This is a genomic window from Bradyrhizobium sp. Ken64 (genome assembly GCF_055807555.1).
In genome coordinates this window covers 47,296-62,512 of the sequence record NZ_JBVVPA010000019.1, presented here as the reverse complement: position 1 = coordinate 62,512, position 15,217 = coordinate 47,296, and the positions used below count along the sequence as shown (strand labels likewise).

The window sequence follows — 15,217 nt, the reverse complement described above, 5'->3', positions numbered from 1 at the left end:
GATTCACGCCGGTTATTTGTTGCTGGTACGCTCGAGGCTTTGGGCGGTCGTTGCCAAATCGCGCAGGGGTGAGCTCCGGACACTTCTTTCCGTCGTCTTCTTCGGTGCGCTCTGAAGCGACGGCCTCGTCCTTCCGTGTCTCGCAAGCCGCTGCTCGAAAGTCGCCATGGACAAGGCTAGGGCGCCGACGACTGCCACAGCATTCGCCATCAGTTCCGGGTGCGCCTTCACGACTCGTGCAGCGGTGTCGATGGCGGCGTTCGGGCCGACGATCTTGTGAGCCTGGAGGTGCCTTCGGACCTCTTCGATCAGTATGCCGCTTCCGCTCGATCCGTAGGTGGCGATCGCTTGCGGCAGCGTGTCTCTGATTTCGTGCGCGGCGACTAGCGCGGTCGCCCCGACAGCCAGACCCACTGCAACCGGCGAAACGCGCTTGAGCAGCCAACTCTGAGCTGACGCGGACTGACTGCCGCTAAAAAGAAATGCGACGACAAGCATCGCCGCGGCAGACCTTCGTGTCACAAACATCTGGGAGCCCTTCCGCTCGGCTAGGTAGCAGACGGGGCTTAGTATCCCGCGGATCTAGGCGGTCGATCTTAATTCAAATTTGACGGAACGGAGTGCGGGAGGAAGAACGGCGGCAGCCAGTGCCAAAGGAATGCCTTGACTACATCGTCGAGATCGTCGGCTGGGGCTACTCGCGTGCAGTCGCCCGTCGCACTCGGCTCGCTCACTGTCGGTCCGGACGGCATCCTGGGCAACATCGGCATCCCCTGGGACGCCCTGACGCCGATCCTGCAGATGCTGATCGCAGGCCGGTTCAAGTTCGTCCTGATGCGAGGCACCAGGTTTCGGCACCGTAGCGCCAAGCTGAACAGCCTGCTGCTCGAGACCAAGCTGACCGAGGACGACGTGTAGCCGTGGCGGTGCCGGCGTTAGGCCTCGCCCGGTCCGGAGAAGATCGTCGCCGGCGGCCTCGTGCGCGGCACCGGCAACGGGCGCTCGACCACGTGCGCAGGGCGCGAGCCGCTTTTGGCATCGTACCGTTTGGCGAGATCCAGCAGGCGTCGCCTGGTGAACGGGTCGGCCTTCTCGGCGAGGGTCCGGACCCGATGGGCGAGGCCTTGGTAGAATTCCTGCTCCATGACGCACCCTCCCGCAACATCACTGCCCAGAGTTGAGTAGTCTGCGCTGCTGGAGTCAATAAGGGCCGGGCGCGGGCATGTAATTTCCGCGAACCGTCTTGAGATCGCGATGTCGACGGAGACAGACTGGTCAGCGCAGGGGAAATCAGATGCCAGTGTTCGATCCCGTTCGGAAGGCGTGCCCGGCGTGTGGCAGGCCGATGAAGGCCGTGCCCGACGAAGCTCGGGAGGGGAGGTCGCGGTATCTCTGCACCAGTTGCAACGATGACCCGCTGCACGATCCGGCGGCCCTCAGATGGGCGGACAGTCCGCTTCGCCCGCCGGCGAAATGAGCGCGATCTGCGCGACGACAACGATCATCGAATGTTCGATCAGGTTTTCGCTCGGTCCCAGGACGGAGCTACTGGTGCGGTGGCTGAAGTGTCGGTATCCGTCAATCGGTCCCCTTCACGATTTCAGGCGGCTGCGAAGCATAATACGCGGCGGCCTCTTCGATCTCTTGCGGCGTCATCGCGCGGGCGATGTTGCGCATCTGCTGACTGATGTCGTTCGTGCGCCGGCCGGACGCGAAGGCCTGAATCTGCGCCTTCAGATAAGCCTCTGACTGTCCTTCTAGCCACGGGCTGCCTGTCTTGTTGTCGAGGCTGCCGTGGCAGGAGCCGCAGGGCGCGATGCCGCGCACCGGGGCCCCGTAGATCACGATGCGCGGTCTCGGCAGCTGCGGGGTCGGGTGGTAGGCCGGCAGTCGCGGCAGATAGGCGTAGTACGCGGCGAGATCGGCCATGTCCTGGTCCTTCAGGTCGACGGCGAACGGCGACATCACGGCGTTGTTGCGGGCGCCCGAGCGGAAGTCGAGCAGTTCCTTGTAGATCACGCTCGCGTACTGGCCGGCCAGGTTAGGCGAGTCCGCGCGGCTGATCCCGGTCGGGCCGTGGCAGATCGCGCACCGCTGGGCGAGGGTCGCGCCGCGGCCGATCGATTCCTGGCCCGGCCTCGCCAACATCGTCGGCGTCAGGACCGCCTCGGACAGGCGCGGACCCACCTTGGCGGTCGGAACGGAGGCGGAGCGCTGCGGCAGGCCCGCCGCGCTGCAGATCGCGTCCCACAGCCCGGCGAATTTGAGCTCCTTCTGAGCATAGGGCAGCACGATGAAGCCGCCGAGCGCGGTAAGGACGAAGAGGCCCGCGGCGAGCCCTACACCGACGGAAAAGTACGGGTTGCGGAACGTGAACAGCTCGCGGGCGCTCATCGTTGCGCTCCCACGTAGACCGCCGGCACCGATGTGTCGGATCGGGCGGCCAGCGTCAGGATGGGGTAAGCATAGTTCGTGACCGTCAGTCCGATCATCAGCGCCACCCAGATCGCGAAGCTGTTCAGCGCGAGCGGCACGGTGCGGACCGGGTGAACGGGCACGCTGAAGCGGTATGCGCCGGCATCCGCCGCCGGCTGCCGATGCGCGGTCGCGAGGATGTACAGGAAGAGCAGGCCCGAGATCAGCAGGACGAAGGCGCCGATCACCGACAGCGTGACCGAGAAAGCCTGCGGCGAGATGGCCGGGTCGGAATAGTCGTAGTAGGCCATGCGGCGCGGCATGCCCAGGATGCCGACCCAGTGCCACGGGAAGGTCGTGACGATCATGCCGACGAACCACAGCCAAAGCTGGGCGCGCACGAGCCTCAGATCGGGCAAGGCTCGACCGGTCAGGTGGGGCCACAGATCGTAGGCGATGGCGAAGTACATGATCACGATCGCGCCGCCGAAGATCAGGTGGAAGTGGCCGGTGATCCACTGCGTGTTGTGGATCGTCGTGTCGAGCTGATAGCTCATGTTGATGAGCCCGCCGGCGCCGCCGAAGCCGAGCAGGACGAACGAAAACGCGACCGCCAGCATGATGGGATTGTCCCACGGCAGTGCCCCGATCCAGCCGAACGGGCCTCGGCCGCCCCGCAGGCGGGCGGCGATCTCGACCGACGCGCAGATCGTGAACACGGTGAGCAGGGTCGGGAGCGCGACCAGCGCGGTGAAGGCGGAGTGGATGAACTTGAAGCCGGCGCCGACCTGCGGGTCGGCGAAGGTGTGGTGGATGCCGATCGGCATCGCGACGACCAGGAACAGGATGAACGCGATCCGCCCCATCGTATCGCTGTAGAGCCGGCCGCCGATCGCGCGCGGCACGATGGTGTAGTAGGCGATGTAGGTCGGCATCAGCCAGAAATACACGATGGCGTGCAGCGTCCAGGAGAAGAACACGCGCGCGAGACCCGCGTCGATGGTCGTCCTCCAGCCGAGCGCGACCGGAATGATCTGCAGCAGGAGCTCGAGCGCGGCTCCGACGGCGGTCCAGGCCCAGAGATAGGAGCCGGCGACGTTGGCGAACATCGCGAGCGGAACGGGCTCTCCGGGATGCGCGCGCCGCCATACCCGCAGGTTGATGGACATCAGCGCGACCCAAATCCAGGAGCCGACCACGACCAGCACCACGCCGATGTAATAGAATGCGCTGCCGATCAGCGGCGGGTAGAAGGTGTAGAGCACCGAGGCACGGCCTAGCGCGACCGGCACCATCGCCATGACGCTACCCGCCACGATCAGCCAGAATCCCGCCCAGGCCCAGCGCACGCCGACGAGGGGCTGCTTCAGTGCGGATTCCGAGATGGCGTAGCCGAAGCCCATGGCGACCAGCGTCGGAAAGACGTAGCCCATGACCGTTCCATGGGCCGTGAGCGAGCGATAGTACCATTCCGGATTGCTGATCCAGGTATACAGGGGGCTGCGCACGAACATCTGCCAGGCGCCGAGGAAGAGCGCGAGCCCGAACACCGCGAAGGCGAGCCAAAAATGCGCGAGGACGAGCTTTCTATTCACCAACACAGCTCAGCCTCCCGCCGCTCTTCGCCTTGGCCACGAACTCCTCTTTGTCGATCACCTTGACCTTGCCCCACATGCCTTCGTGGCCGAAGCTGCAGAATTCCTGGCAGGGCATCAGGTGGTCGCCGGGCTTCTCGAAGCGCATGAGCTGCTCGGAGACGTAGCCAGGCACCAGCATGGTGTTGACGTTGGTGCCCTGGACGAGAATCCCGTGAACCACGTCGGCGCTGGTGGCGCGTAGCGTGATCGGCGTTTGGGCCGGCACCAGGATGCAGGCCGGCGTGAAGGAATACTGCTGGCCGATGGCACGCACGGTCACCGAGCCGGTTGGCTCCAGCACGCTGCCGAGATTGGACTCGACGAACTCGCCCGAGAGGTGCAGCCGGGTCGGATCGATGGTCTCGACGCGCGGCTGCGGCATGGTGACCTGGTGGATGCCGGCGAAGGCCGCCAGTACAGCAAGCACCACGATGATGATCACCGAGACGGTCGCCCAGCGGCGCTCCGTGCGCGCGGCAACCGCTGCGCCGTGATGGCCGTCCTCGACGGTCATTGCAGGGCTCCGCGAGGGAGAAAGACGAAGAGGTAGAACGCGAACCACATTCCGACCACCAGCGCCGTAGCTATCCCGGCGACCGTCAGCGCCCCGCCCGGTCCGGCGGCCACGATACGATCGACGCGGTCATCCGCCGTCGACTCGGTCTGCTCGGGATGCTCCGTGTTGATCATCTGGGCCTCAGTTCAGCGGCGCGGAGCGCAGTTCGTTGGCCTCGCGCGCGCTGACCGGCGCACCGCGATTGCCCCAGGCGGTACGGATGTAGGAGACCACGGCGGCGACCTCGTTGTCGGAGAGAAGGCCTGCGAACGGCGGCATCCCGTAGGGGCGCGGATTGCCCTCGGTCCCGGGCGGGTAGCCGCCGTTCAGCACCATCCGGATCGCGTTGACGGCGGACTCCATCTCGATCGATTGGTTGTTGGCGAGCGGAGGCCAGTGCGGCGGCTTGCCCTCGCCCTGGGCGCCGTGACAGCTCGCGCAACGTGCGTCGTAGACGGTCTTGCCGAGGCTGACCAGAAGGCTGCTCTCGGTGGTCGGCAACGTCGCAGACGTCGTCGGCGGACGCGACGCTGGTTCGGCGATGCTCTTCAAGTACACCGCCATCGCGTTCGTGTCTTCGTCGGTCAGGTATTGCAGGCTGTTGTGGACGACCTCCGCCATGGGACCGTAGACGACGCCACGCGCGGACACCCCGGTCTTCAAGAGATCGGCGATGTCCTTGAGGCTCCAGTCGCCGAGCCCGGCTTCGCGGTTGGAGGTGAGGGACGGCGCGTACCAGTTCTGCATCGGAATGAGACCGCCCTTGAAGGCGTCCGACTGTGACGTGCCGCCGAGGGCGTTGATCGGAGAGTGGCACATGCCGCAATGGCCGAGTCCTTCGACGAGATAGGCTCCGCGATTCCACTCGGCCGATTTGGACGGGTCCGGCTTGTATTCGCCCTCGCTGAAGAAGAGCGTGCGCCAGCCGAGGATCAGTTGCCGGTTGGAGTAGGGGAAGCGGAGGTCGTGCTCCCGGTTCTTTTGGCTTACCGGCGCAATCGACTTCAGATAGGCGAAGATCGCGGCGCTGTCGGCCTGGGTCACCTTGGTGTACGAGGCGAACGGCATCGCCGGGTACATCAGACCGCCGTCCGGAAAGCGGCCGGTGTGCATGGCCTTGTAGAAATCCTCGGTCGTCCACTTGCCGATGCCGGTGTCGCGATCGGGCGTGATGTTGGACGAGTAGAGCGTGCCGAACGGCGTCGGCATCGCGCGCCCTCCGGCGAAGATGCGGCCTTCCGGAGCCGTGTGGCAGGCGATGCAGTCGCCGGCGCGCACGAGATACTCGCCGCGCTTGACGATGTCGGTGGGGGAATTCTGCTGCTGCCCATAGGCAGAACCCGCCAGCAACGAGAACAGAAGACCAAGGACTTGTGCGCGTGAAAGCATCGCCGCTTCCTCAATCCGGTTCGCTTCCGCACGCGAAGGGCAGAACGTAGGCGCCCTTCGGAGCGGGAGCGATGACGATCGGAGCGGGCCGGGTCGCGAGGTAGGCCGCCACCGCGGTGACGTCCGCCTCCGTCAGCCGTGCCGCGACCTGCTGCATGCAATCCGGAGCTTTCGCCGTCCGCGTGCCGTAGCGCCAAGCGCCCAATTGCGCGCTGACGTAGTTGGGGCGCAGTCCGAGGAGACCGGGAATGCCGGGCTCCATGCCCGTGAGGCCTGGCCCGTGACAGCTGCCGCATGCCGGAATTTGCCGCACCGGGTCGCCACGCGAGACCAAGGACTGGCCGTGCTGCAGGACCTCCTTGCTGGCGTCGCTCGGCGCGGGCGCGGGAAGCGGCGGACGCTGCTCTGCGAAGTATTCGGCCATGTCCTGCAGGTACGGGTCGCCGAGATATTCGAGCAGATAGTTCATCGGCGGATACTTCCGCCGGCCGTTCTTGAACGCGAGAAGCTGATTGTAAAGATAACCGGCGGGCTTGCCGGCCAGACGGGGAAAGTAGACGTCGCTGGTGCCTTCGCCCTGTTTGCCATGGCAGGGAGTGCACGCCTCGACGCGCGCCTCCATCGTGTCGGGCGGCTGACCAGGTGTCTGAGCCGAAACGGGAAAAGTCTGGACCGAGATCGCCAGCCCCACCCATGCCATGGCAATTCGTATCCGCACGCGGCACCCCAATGCGCGTAAATGAGGGGGCTAAACGTCGGACGAAGAGATTTGTTCCGGATGTTGGAACTGAGGCGGCGCGGACGGGAAAGCGACGTGCCGGCCGTCGACCCGGACATAGCTGGGCCGGCGGCAATGCCCACCAGGATGCATTTGTCGGTGGGCCCTTCGACCCGCAACGCCGATCATGGTTCGGCGGAGACGCTCGCCGAGCCGGCCCATATGGCGGTCGCAAATGAGGCGCGGAGCCCGGAGTGCCTAGGAGTCCGGAGCTCCGCAACCGTAACAGCACCGACGCTAGACGATGCCGCTCGGTACGAAATCAACTCTACGCCGCCTGCGCCATGTTCGCTTTGACGCATCTCAATTCCACGTGGGCGGCCCCTCGGTATGGCCGACATCGCACGAGGGCAGCTGCCGCCATGGACCGCAATATTCTCTTCAAGTGCCCCACGACGGGTATGAACGTGCAACATTCGCTTTCCGGCGATGCGGCGGGCAGCGTGGAAACGCATGTCATGGTCCTGTGCCCCGCCTGCGCGTCGCTGCATTTGGTGGATGCCGCCACGGGCAGGCTGCTCGGCGATCGAAGCGGTGCGGCTGCGTCGAGGGGCCGGAGCTCGAAGACGGATCGGCGCCCGACCTGATCGGTCACGTCCTCTACGTGCAGCAGGAAAGCAAGTGCCGTCCTCCGTCGTGAATCGGCAAGTCGATCGGGCGCCAGCGGCGTTCCGGAAATGCGCCGTCCGGATTGCGGATGTCGTAGCGCAGCACCGCCATTTCATGAGCTCGGCCCTCGGTCCTGGGGGGAACTCTCGCGGGCAGATCGCAACGGCTAAGGATCGCCGCCCTCCCGGCGCCGGAACGGATCGGCGGCGTCGTCATGACCTGAGCGGCTACTGAAGAACATCAGGGCCATGAGCCCGCACCCGACGAGAAGCGAGAAGAAGGTGCCTAGCCCCAACGCGATCCACCCGTGCTTGCCCATCTCGACGCCGCTGCTCGCACTCCACACCGACACGGCCCAGAAGCCCGTGAGGATCAATACGGCGCCCAGGACGACCAGCAGGACGATTTGACCGGTACTGAGACCTCTCATCGCTGCACCTCGCGCCGGGACCCGGTGAACCACCGACGCGGGCAGGCGTTCCGGAGTGCGGGGCGGGCGGCTCCCGAGCGGGCGCGATGGCTGCGTCTCATCAGCGCCACCAATTGTTGGCTGCGGCGACCGTCTGAAAGTGGACCGCCACCACGTGGGATGTTGCGATCAGTTGCTCCGAGTCCTGCTCATAGGCCGCCCGCAGACGCGTACGGACCTCGTCCGATGGCTGCGTCATCTTCACCGCCATTCGTGAGAGCTTTACGGCAAGTTCGAAGCCGGCCTGGGGTGTATCGGTCTTCAACGACGGTAGCCAATTTTCGCTCATATGCCGCATCCTTTGTTGGGGCTGGTGCTCACTGCGTCAGCTTGACGGGGGCCTTGTCGAACGTATGCAGGTAGGCGATCAGGTCCTTGATCTTCTGCTCGTCCTTGATGCCGGCGAACGCCATCTTGGTGCCGGGGATCTTGGCCTTGGGATCCTTGATGTATTCGGAGAACGTCGCCTCGTCCCAAGTGATCCCGGACTTCTTGTTGGCCTCGGAGTAGTTGTAGCCTTCCACCGAGCCTGCCTTCCGTCCGATCAGCCCGTTGAGTACGGGCCCGACGACGTTCTTGGCGGTGTCTCCGACCTGGTGACAGGCTTTGCAGACGGCGAAGACCTTCTCGCCCGCGGCGGCATCCTGGGCACCGGCTTGGCCGACACCAGCGGCGAGGATCAGGGCAACGATTGCGCTTCGCTTCATTCGAGTTTTCCTTCCATGGCTTTTAGAACTCACGTAATTAAGCAACGATGTCGAGCGGCTTGCCCGCGGCGTCGATGAGGTGAACGCGCTCGACGTCCACGCGCTGCAGCAGGGATCGGATCCTCTCTTCCGGCATCAGGCTGAAGGCTGTCGACAGCGCGTCGGCCCCCGTCGCGCTGCGGGACACGGTCGTCACGCTTTGGTACCGCCGCGCGCACCCGCCAGTCCTGGGATCGAACAGATGATTGAAGCGGCCCTGGGGGTCGAACTGAAACCCGTAGCTCCCCGAGGTCGACACGGCCCGGTCGACGATCGGAAGGATAGCCTCAGTGCGGCCCGCGACCTCCGGATCGGCGACGCCCACTTCCCAGGCGCTGCCGTCCGGCCGCGCGCCGATCGCCCGGGTCTCGCCCATGTCCACCAGGCTGTGAGAGATGCCCTCGGCCTGCAGCAGCTCGACGATCTTGTCCGTCACGTACCCCTGCGCGATACCATTCAGAGTCACGGCCATTCCGTGAGGCATCGCAATCCGGTCGCGGCTGACCGACAGACGGCGGTAGCCGACGCGCCGGAGCGCGGCCTGGATCGCCGCAGGCGGCGGACCGGCGGTGTCCGCCCCTTCTCGCGCAAAGTGGTCCTTATAGACGTCCCACAACGGCTGTACCGTCGGGTCGAACACGCCTTCGGTCAACTCCGAGTAGCGTTGCGACGCGGTCAGGAGTTCGACCATTTCGGGCGCGGGGCCAACCAGGATGCCGGTCCGGTTCAGTTCGGCGAGAGCGGAGTCCTTCAGGTAGAGACTGAACTGCCGCTCGAGCCGGCGTGCCTCGGCGCAGGCTAAAGAGATCAGCCGTTCCGCTCGTCTGCGATCCTCGTCGTGGATCTCCATCGTGGCAATCGCACCCAGCATGGTCCCGCGCCAGACCACGGGCGGGGCGCCGGCATGAACGGCTCGCCCGGAGGGCAGAAGGCCGAGTCCCGCCGCGGCGGCACTGATCCTGACGAAGCGTCGGCGCGATATCGTCCCCGCCATGGTGTTCTCCTCAATCGCTTTTCTGGCGCCGCGGGTCGGCCTCGTCGTCGGCGGAAGCGCCTCCCTGGACGCCAGCCGAGGCCAGGACGTAGTCGCGGGGCACCTGGTCGAAATTGACGATCCTGCCGCCGTTTTCGCGGACGAACTTCTCCGCGTCCGCCCGATCAGCGAATGGAACGGCCTCGTCTCCGCCCATGCCGCTCTTTGCGCGACTGCCGATCACGAACAGCGCCTTCCGCGCCTCGACCCAGTTATCCGCGCCCGGCTTCTCCCAGCTCGGCGCCTTGCCCATGTCCGACACATAGATCGCCCGAATGTCCTTGGGCTCGTCCGGCAGCATTGTGAAACCGATGGTGTCCCGCACCGAGGAGAACCAGACCGGCTCGATCAGGCTCGCGACGAAGATGTGTCCCTTGGGACCCGGATGCTCGAGCACATTCATCCCGCAATAGTGACCGATGTCCTCAGCGGTCATCCTGTTAGGGGGCGGAAGCTCGGCCGTCTGTTTTTCCCAGCAGCCGCCCAGCACGATTGGAGCCAGCACAGCAAACACGAGTGCGAAGCGCCTCATAACTCTCTCCGTGCGAAGAACATGGCAGCAAGACCGAGGGGCGCGACGACCCAGGCTGCCAGGCCGATCAATAGCGCACCGAGGCTGGTGGTCGCAGTTCCAGCAAGCCCGGCCATTCCCGAGAATTGGCTGACGTTGAATCCAGTCAGGTTCGTCATCCGGTACAAGTCCGTCGGATTGAGGAACAATAGAGCTTCCAGAACAGGCGCGGACACGATCTTTCCCTGGTCGACAACCAATATCCCGAGCAGCGCCATGTCGAACACCAGCACCATCAGCAACCACACGCCCACCGACACGCCCGCGGCGGTGCCCCTGTCGCGCACCAGGCTGCTGATGAGGTAGCCAACCGCGACGAAGGCGGCACCCAGCATGATCGACGTTCCGAGCATCGAGGCGAAGGCGTACCAGCTCGCGGCGAGTACCGAGGCGCCGGTCATCGCCAGGGCGGCGGCCGCGGCGCCATAGCCAATGACGGTTGCGAAGGCGAGGATCAGAACGTGACCGCAGAACTTACCGAGGATCACTTGGCTGCGTCCCACGGGATAACTCAGGAGAAGCATCATGGTGCCGCGTTCCATCTCGCCGACCACGGCGTCGTGCGAGATCAGCAGCGCAATCAGCGGCAGCAGGAAGATCGTCAGGCTCGACAGGCTGACGACGACAACATCGAGCGCCCCCGCGCCTACGTTTCCGGTGGGCGCACTGCCAAGGAACGTCAAGGACAAGGCGAGCGCGGCCAGGAGAAGCGTGGTTGCCAGCACCCAGCGATTCCGCATCCCCTCCTGGATCTCCTTGATGGCGATGATGAGGATCGTTCTCACGCTGCGCTCTCCTGCGAATTGAGGAAATGCGCATAAAGCTCGTCGAGAGTCGGCGCCGCGATCTCGATATTGGTGACGTCAGGATTTCCGGCGGCAGCTCTCAGCACGTCCATCTTGCCCGCCTCATCGGGCACCAGCAGTAGGCGTCCGCGCGCGGTCGCGAGGCTCTCGCCGTTCATCCACGCCGCGGGTACGCTGGCGCCCGGCGCAAGATCGAGCGAAACCCGGATCGGCAGTTGTGAGATCGAGCGCAGTTCCGTCAGCGAGCCCTGCGCGACGAGCAAGCCCCTGTTCATGATGAGGACGTGCTCAGCGCGATCTTCGAGTTCGTTCAGCGCATGCGACGAAATCAGCACCGTGGCGCCGTCGTCGCGGAGTTCATTCAAGATTTCGTAGAAGGTTTGCCGCAGTGCCGGATCCAAGCCCGTCGTCGGCTCGTCCAGCAGGAGCACGCGAGGCCGCCCAAGCAGCGCCTGCGCCAGTCCGAGCCGCTGGCGCATGCCCTTTGAGTAGGTGCCGACCCGGCGGTCCGCCGCATCGGTCAACCCGACGCGATCCAGAAAAGGCCACGCCTTGGACGGCTCGACCCGCTTCAAGCGCGCGTAGAAGGACAATGTTTCCCGCCCGGTCAGCGCCGCGTTGAACGCGACGTTCTCCGGAAGAAATCCAAGCTGCCGGCGGGCCGAAAATTCGCCGGCGGCGGGGTCCTCGCCCAGCACGCGGATGGAGCCCCGGTCCGGACGGATCAACCCCAGCAACAACTTGATCAGCGTGGTCTTGCCGGCGCCGTTGTGCCCGACCAGCGCGCTGAGCCGTCCCGGGACGAGTTCGAACGAAACCTCGCGCAGGGCCCGCACCGCGCGGTAGTTCTTCACTATGCCGGTGACGGAGACGGTCGGGCTCATCGCCGCTGCTCCTTGCCCGACGGACGCGGGGGCGGTGCGATCAAGGGCCGGCTGTCGATGACGCCGCCCGGGTAGAGCGCCGGAAACTGAGCCTGGGCCCACCGCAGAACCTGGACCGCCGGGCTGTTGATCAAAACCTTTGCCGAGGGCGCGGTCCACAGCACCCGATCGACCAGATCGTTGGGCCGGTAGGCCGTGTCGGCGATGCCGTCGCCATCGAGGTCGAAGCCCGGGTTGTCGCTCCAGTAATTGCCGCGGCCGCCTTTCGACCAATCGAGGTCGCGGGTGCCGACGTATTTGACCTGATTCCGGTTGCCGACGAAGGCGTTTCCGGTGATCTCGTTGCCCTCGGACCCCGCCGTGAAATGGACGCCGATGGCGCAGCGCTCGAACCAATTGTTCCGGAAGCGGTTGTGGTTCGTGTTGTAGATGAAGACGCATTTTTCGGGGCCGCTCCGCAGGCCCGGCTCTCGCCTCGCCTCCGGAATCATTCCGCGCTCGTCGTCGGGACGCTCGTCGCCTCTGTCCACGACGATATCCAGCGGACCGCCCGTCACTCGGTTGCCTTCGATCTCGGCGTAGTTGGCGTAGTTGAACAGGAAGCCGTGATCGCGATCCCGCTCGGAAATGTTGTCGCGGATTCGCAGCCGGTTGGAGTACATGATGGCGTAGCCGACATGGTTTCCGATCGAGACATTGCCGCTGACTTCGCTGTCGTTGGTGTACATGTAGTGGATCGCGAAGCGGACCTGCTCGAAGCGGTTGCCCGTGAAGCGGTCCTTGCGGCTGGAAATGGCGAAGATGCCGTCGCGGCCGTAACGGAAATTGTTGTCGGCGATGGTGACGTCCGGTGCATTCCATAGCGAAACGCCGTTGCCGGCCTCGTTGAGGCGGCCACCGCGGATCCCTTCGATGGTGTTGCGGACGACCTGCGACCCCGCCGCCCCGTGCACGTAGACACCGAAGAGGTTTCCCACCAGGCGGTTGTTCTCGATCCTCGCGCGTTCAGCGGTCTTCTGGAGAAAAATTCCGGAATTCATCGCCTGCAGGTCGCGCCCGGAGCCCCGGACCGTCACCCCACTGATGGTCACATCCGGCGCGGTCACCGTCACGACGTTGCCGGCGCCTCCGCCGTCGAGCACGGCGCCGGCGCGCCCGGTCAGCACAAGAGCGCGATCGATGTGGATCGCGCCGTTGTAGTCTCCCGAGGCAAGTTCGATCACGTCACCGTCGCGGGCACGATCCAGCAACGCTTGCAGCGGCTGGCCCGGCACAGCCGTCAGCGTCTCCGCGTTGGCGGAGCCGGCCAATCCGGCGGCGACGAGCGCCGCCGGAAACATGCATGACAGGAGACGCACGGAGTTACTCCCGGTCAAACGGATTTGGGCTCGACGAACATGCGGCCCTTCATCTCCATATGCATGGCGTGGCAGAACCAGGAGCAGTAGTACCAGTACACGCCCGGCTTGTCGGCCGTGAACGTCACGGATGCCGTCGCCATCGGTGCGACCTCCATCTGGATGCCGTAGTTTACGATGCTGAAGCCGTGGGTCAGGTCTTCGACCGCATCGATATTGGTGATGAAGACGGTGACCTGATCACCCTGCTTCACCTGGAATTGCTCGAGTCCGAACGCGGGAGCCGTCGAGGTCATGTAGACCCGCACCTTGTTGCCGTCGCGGATGACCTTGGAATCACCTTCCAGGTCGATGCCGTCAGCCTTGGCCTGCTTGACTGCATCCGCAAACATCGGATCCGCACGATCCCAGATCGAGATCGGGTTGATCTTGGAGCGGTGCACGATGGTGGCGTCATGGGGCTCCGCAAAGCTCGGACCATCATGGACCAGCTTCATCTGGTCGCCCGAGATGTCGATCAACTGATCGTTCTCCGGCTTCAGTGGGCCGACGTTGAGGAAGCGATCCTTCGAGAACTTGTTCAGCGAGATCAGCCATTTTCCGTCGGCCTCCTTGGTCTGCCCCATCGAGGAGTGGTTGTGGCCGGGCTGATAGTGCACGTCGATCTTCTGGATGATGGGGTCGACCTTCTCGCCCTTGAACGCCCGTTTGGCGAGGTCGATGTTCCACTTGCAGACCTGGCTGTCGAGGAACAGGGTGGTGTAGGCGTTGCCCCTTCCGTCGTAGGCCGTATGCAGCGGTCCGAGGCCGAGTTCGGGCTCGGCGACGACGACGTCGCGCGGCTTGATCTTGTCGTCGAACAACTGATCGAACAGCCGCACGTCCATCACGGTGACCGTCGGTGAGAGCTTTCCGGCCGCAACGATGTGGATCCCGTCGGGAGCGGTGTTCATGCCATGCGGATTGTTCGAGACCGGAACGTAGCGCGTGTAGGGTGAGCCCTTGCGGCCGTCGATGACCGGCACGCCTTTCATTTCCTTGAAGTCGCCCTTCTTCACGGCCTCCTCGATCCGCTTCAGGTTGAAAATGACGACCCAGTCCTGCTCGTTGGCGGTCATTTCGGCGAGGGTGACGCCTTCCTCCGCGTTATAGCAGGTCGAGAAGGCGTATTTGCCCTGGTAGTCGGCATCGACGTTGTCGAGATTGCCGTCGACGATCACCTGCCAGGCGACCTTCATCGTATCGCCGTCGACCGCCGAGAAGATCGAACGGTACTGCTTCCTGTCGTCGAGGACCTTGCCGTCGTTCGGCAGCGGAACGGCGTCCTCGCCATTGCAGAAGACATAGCCGGTCCGCGGATATTTCTGCACGCGCAGGCCGTGCACCGTGTGCTGGTTCGGCAGCTCGATGATCTTGTCGCACTTCATGACGTCGAGGCGCACCCGGGCGACGCGGCTGTTGGCCTTGTCGTTCATGAAGGCGTAGCGGCCGTCATAGGTCCCATCGGTGAACGAGATATGGGGATGATGCAGGTCGCCGTTCATATAGGTGCCGCCGCGGCTCTTGAGAAACTCGCGCGTCTCCGGCTGCAATCCTTCGGTCAGAACCTTGAGGCTTTCATTCGTCTGTCCCCAGCCGGTGGCGCTGCAGCGGTTGAAGACCGGGACGCGCATGAGTTCGCGCATCGAGGGCAGGCCGACGATGCGCATCTCGCCGGACTGGCCGCTCGAGAAGAAGACATAGTATTCGTCGAGTTCGCCCGGCGCGACTTCCGTCTTCTGCACAGCCGGACGCGCTGGCGGCGCCTTTGGCGCGCCAGCTTTGGTCTGCGCCTCGGCAACCGAAACGAAGCCGCCGTCCTTCATCACAGCTCCGCCGGCGAGTCCGACGCCCGCAGCCGCGGCGGTGGTCCCCAACAGGGTTCGTCGGCTGACGCCCTTTCCATTTTCGTTGTCGCTCATGATGG

At 64.7% G+C, this 15,217-nt stretch carries 19 protein-coding genes; 2 read left to right on the top strand and 17 right to left on the bottom strand.

Annotated features, from left to right (window positions below; genetic code table 11):
* Nucleotides 1-12: 12 nt before the first annotated feature.
* The gene (locus AC0L2F_RS27175; protein ID WP_473250514.1) at nucleotides 13-498 is read right to left on the bottom strand and encodes a hypothetical protein; all 486 of its coding nucleotides are present in this window, start codon (nucleotides 496-498) and stop codon (nucleotides 13-15) included.
* Nucleotides 499-702: 204 nt separating this feature from the next.
* Here AC0L2F_RS27175 and AC0L2F_RS27170 point away from each other — a divergent pair, with 204 nt between their 5' ends.
* Nucleotides 703-918, top strand: coding sequence for a hypothetical protein (locus AC0L2F_RS27170; protein ID WP_473250513.1), 216 nt, complete (start codon nucleotides 703-705; stop codon nucleotides 916-918).
* A 17-nt stretch (nucleotides 919-935) separates the two neighbouring features.
* Here AC0L2F_RS27170 and AC0L2F_RS27165 read toward each other — a convergent pair whose 3' ends face one another.
* The 7 genes from AC0L2F_RS27165 to AC0L2F_RS27135 all read right to left on the bottom strand — a co-directional run bounded on the left by AC0L2F_RS27165 (nucleotide 936) and on the right by AC0L2F_RS27135 (nucleotide 6,697).
* On the bottom strand, nucleotides 936-1,145 hold the full coding sequence (locus AC0L2F_RS27165; protein WP_473250512.1) for a hypothetical protein: 210 nt from the start codon (nucleotides 1,143-1,145) through the stop codon (nucleotides 936-938).
* A gap of 433 nt (nucleotides 1,146-1,578) precedes the next feature.
* Complete coding sequence (locus AC0L2F_RS27160; RefSeq protein WP_473250511.1) at nucleotides 1,579-2,394, bottom strand: c-type cytochrome; 816 nt, start codon at nucleotides 2,392-2,394, stop codon at nucleotides 1,579-1,581.
* Nucleotides 2,391-4,016, bottom strand: a complete 1,626-nt coding sequence (locus tag AC0L2F_RS27155) for a b(o/a)3-type cytochrome-c oxidase subunit 1 (protein WP_473250510.1) — start codon at nucleotides 4,014-4,016, stop codon at nucleotides 2,391-2,393. The genes AC0L2F_RS27160 and AC0L2F_RS27155 overlap by 4 nt, the downstream gene beginning before the upstream one ends.
* Entirely contained in the window at nucleotides 4,003-4,566 is a 564-nt protein-coding gene (locus AC0L2F_RS27150) for a cytochrome C oxidase subunit II (RefSeq protein ID WP_473250509.1), read from the bottom strand. Before AC0L2F_RS27150 ends, AC0L2F_RS27155 begins: the two co-directional genes overlap by 14 nt.
* A complete protein-coding gene (locus AC0L2F_RS27145) occupies nucleotides 4,563-4,742 on the bottom strand; it encodes a hypothetical protein (protein WP_473250508.1) in 180 nt (59 codons plus the stop codon). The genes AC0L2F_RS27150 and AC0L2F_RS27145 overlap by 4 nt, the downstream gene beginning before the upstream one ends.
* 7 nt (nucleotides 4,743-4,749) lie before the next feature.
* Complete coding sequence (locus AC0L2F_RS27140; protein WP_473250507.1) at nucleotides 4,750-5,997, bottom strand: cytochrome c; 1,248 nt, start codon at nucleotides 5,995-5,997, stop codon at nucleotides 4,750-4,752.
* A 10-nt stretch (nucleotides 5,998-6,007) separates the two neighbouring features.
* Nucleotides 6,008-6,697 (bottom strand): c-type cytochrome, encoded by a 690-nt coding sequence (locus tag AC0L2F_RS27135; RefSeq protein ID WP_473250506.1) that lies wholly within the window; start codon nucleotides 6,695-6,697, stop codon nucleotides 6,008-6,010.
* A 440-nt stretch (nucleotides 6,698-7,137) separates the two neighbouring features.
* On the opposite strand from AC0L2F_RS27135, the gene AC0L2F_RS27130 reads away from it, so the two are divergent.
* The gene (locus AC0L2F_RS27130) at nucleotides 7,138-7,362 is read left to right on the top strand and encodes a hypothetical protein (protein ID WP_473250504.1); all 225 of its coding nucleotides are present in this window, start codon (nucleotides 7,138-7,140) and stop codon (nucleotides 7,360-7,362) included.
* 188 nt (nucleotides 7,363-7,550) lie between these two features.
* On the opposite strand, the gene AC0L2F_RS27125 is transcribed toward AC0L2F_RS27130, so the two are convergent.
* From AC0L2F_RS27125 to nosZ, 9 genes are all read right to left on the bottom strand, one after another.
* A complete protein-coding gene (locus AC0L2F_RS27125) occupies nucleotides 7,551-7,814 on the bottom strand; it encodes a hypothetical protein (protein ID WP_106946493.1) in 264 nt (87 codons plus the stop codon).
* A gap of 100 nt (nucleotides 7,815-7,914) precedes the next feature.
* Complete coding sequence (locus tag AC0L2F_RS27120) at nucleotides 7,915-8,142, bottom strand: hexameric tyrosine-coordinated heme protein (protein WP_106946492.1); 228 nt, start codon at nucleotides 8,140-8,142, stop codon at nucleotides 7,915-7,917.
* A 28-nt stretch (nucleotides 8,143-8,170) separates the two neighbouring features.
* The gene (locus AC0L2F_RS27115) at nucleotides 8,171-8,560 is read right to left on the bottom strand and encodes a c-type cytochrome (protein ID WP_473250502.1); all 390 of its coding nucleotides are present in this window, start codon (nucleotides 8,558-8,560) and stop codon (nucleotides 8,171-8,173) included.
* A gap of 37 nt (nucleotides 8,561-8,597) precedes the next feature.
* A complete protein-coding gene (locus AC0L2F_RS27110; RefSeq protein ID WP_473250501.1) occupies nucleotides 8,598-9,593 on the bottom strand; it encodes an FAD:protein FMN transferase in 996 nt (331 codons plus the stop codon).
* Between the two features lie 10 nt (nucleotides 9,594-9,603).
* Nucleotides 9,604-10,164 carry a nitrous oxide reductase accessory protein NosL gene (locus AC0L2F_RS27105; RefSeq protein ID WP_473250500.1) on the bottom strand — a complete coding sequence of 187 codons (561 nt, stop codon included), beginning with the start codon at nucleotides 10,162-10,164 and terminating at the stop codon, nucleotides 9,604-9,606.
* Nucleotides 10,161-10,988: an ABC transporter permease subunit gene (locus AC0L2F_RS27100; RefSeq protein ID WP_473250499.1), complete on the bottom strand. Its 828-nt coding sequence runs from the start codon at nucleotides 10,986-10,988 to the stop codon at nucleotides 10,161-10,163. The genes AC0L2F_RS27105 and AC0L2F_RS27100 overlap by 4 nt, the downstream gene beginning before the upstream one ends.
* Nucleotides 10,985-11,893 carry an ABC transporter ATP-binding protein gene (locus AC0L2F_RS27095; protein ID WP_473250498.1) on the bottom strand — a complete coding sequence of 303 codons (909 nt, stop codon included), beginning with the start codon at nucleotides 11,891-11,893 and terminating at the stop codon, nucleotides 10,985-10,987. Before AC0L2F_RS27095 ends, AC0L2F_RS27100 begins: the two co-directional genes overlap by 4 nt.
* Nucleotides 11,890-13,233 (bottom strand): nitrous oxide reductase family maturation protein NosD, encoded by a 1,344-nt coding sequence (locus AC0L2F_RS27090; RefSeq protein WP_473250582.1) that lies wholly within the window; start codon nucleotides 13,231-13,233, stop codon nucleotides 11,890-11,892. The genes AC0L2F_RS27095 and AC0L2F_RS27090 overlap by 4 nt, the downstream gene beginning before the upstream one ends.
* Nucleotides 13,234-13,265: 32 nt before the next feature.
* The gene (gene nosZ / locus AC0L2F_RS27085; RefSeq protein WP_473250497.1) at nucleotides 13,266-15,212 is read right to left on the bottom strand and encodes a TAT-dependent nitrous-oxide reductase; all 1,947 of its coding nucleotides are present in this window, start codon (nucleotides 15,210-15,212) and stop codon (nucleotides 13,266-13,268) included.
* Nucleotides 15,213-15,217: the final 5 nt, after the last annotated feature.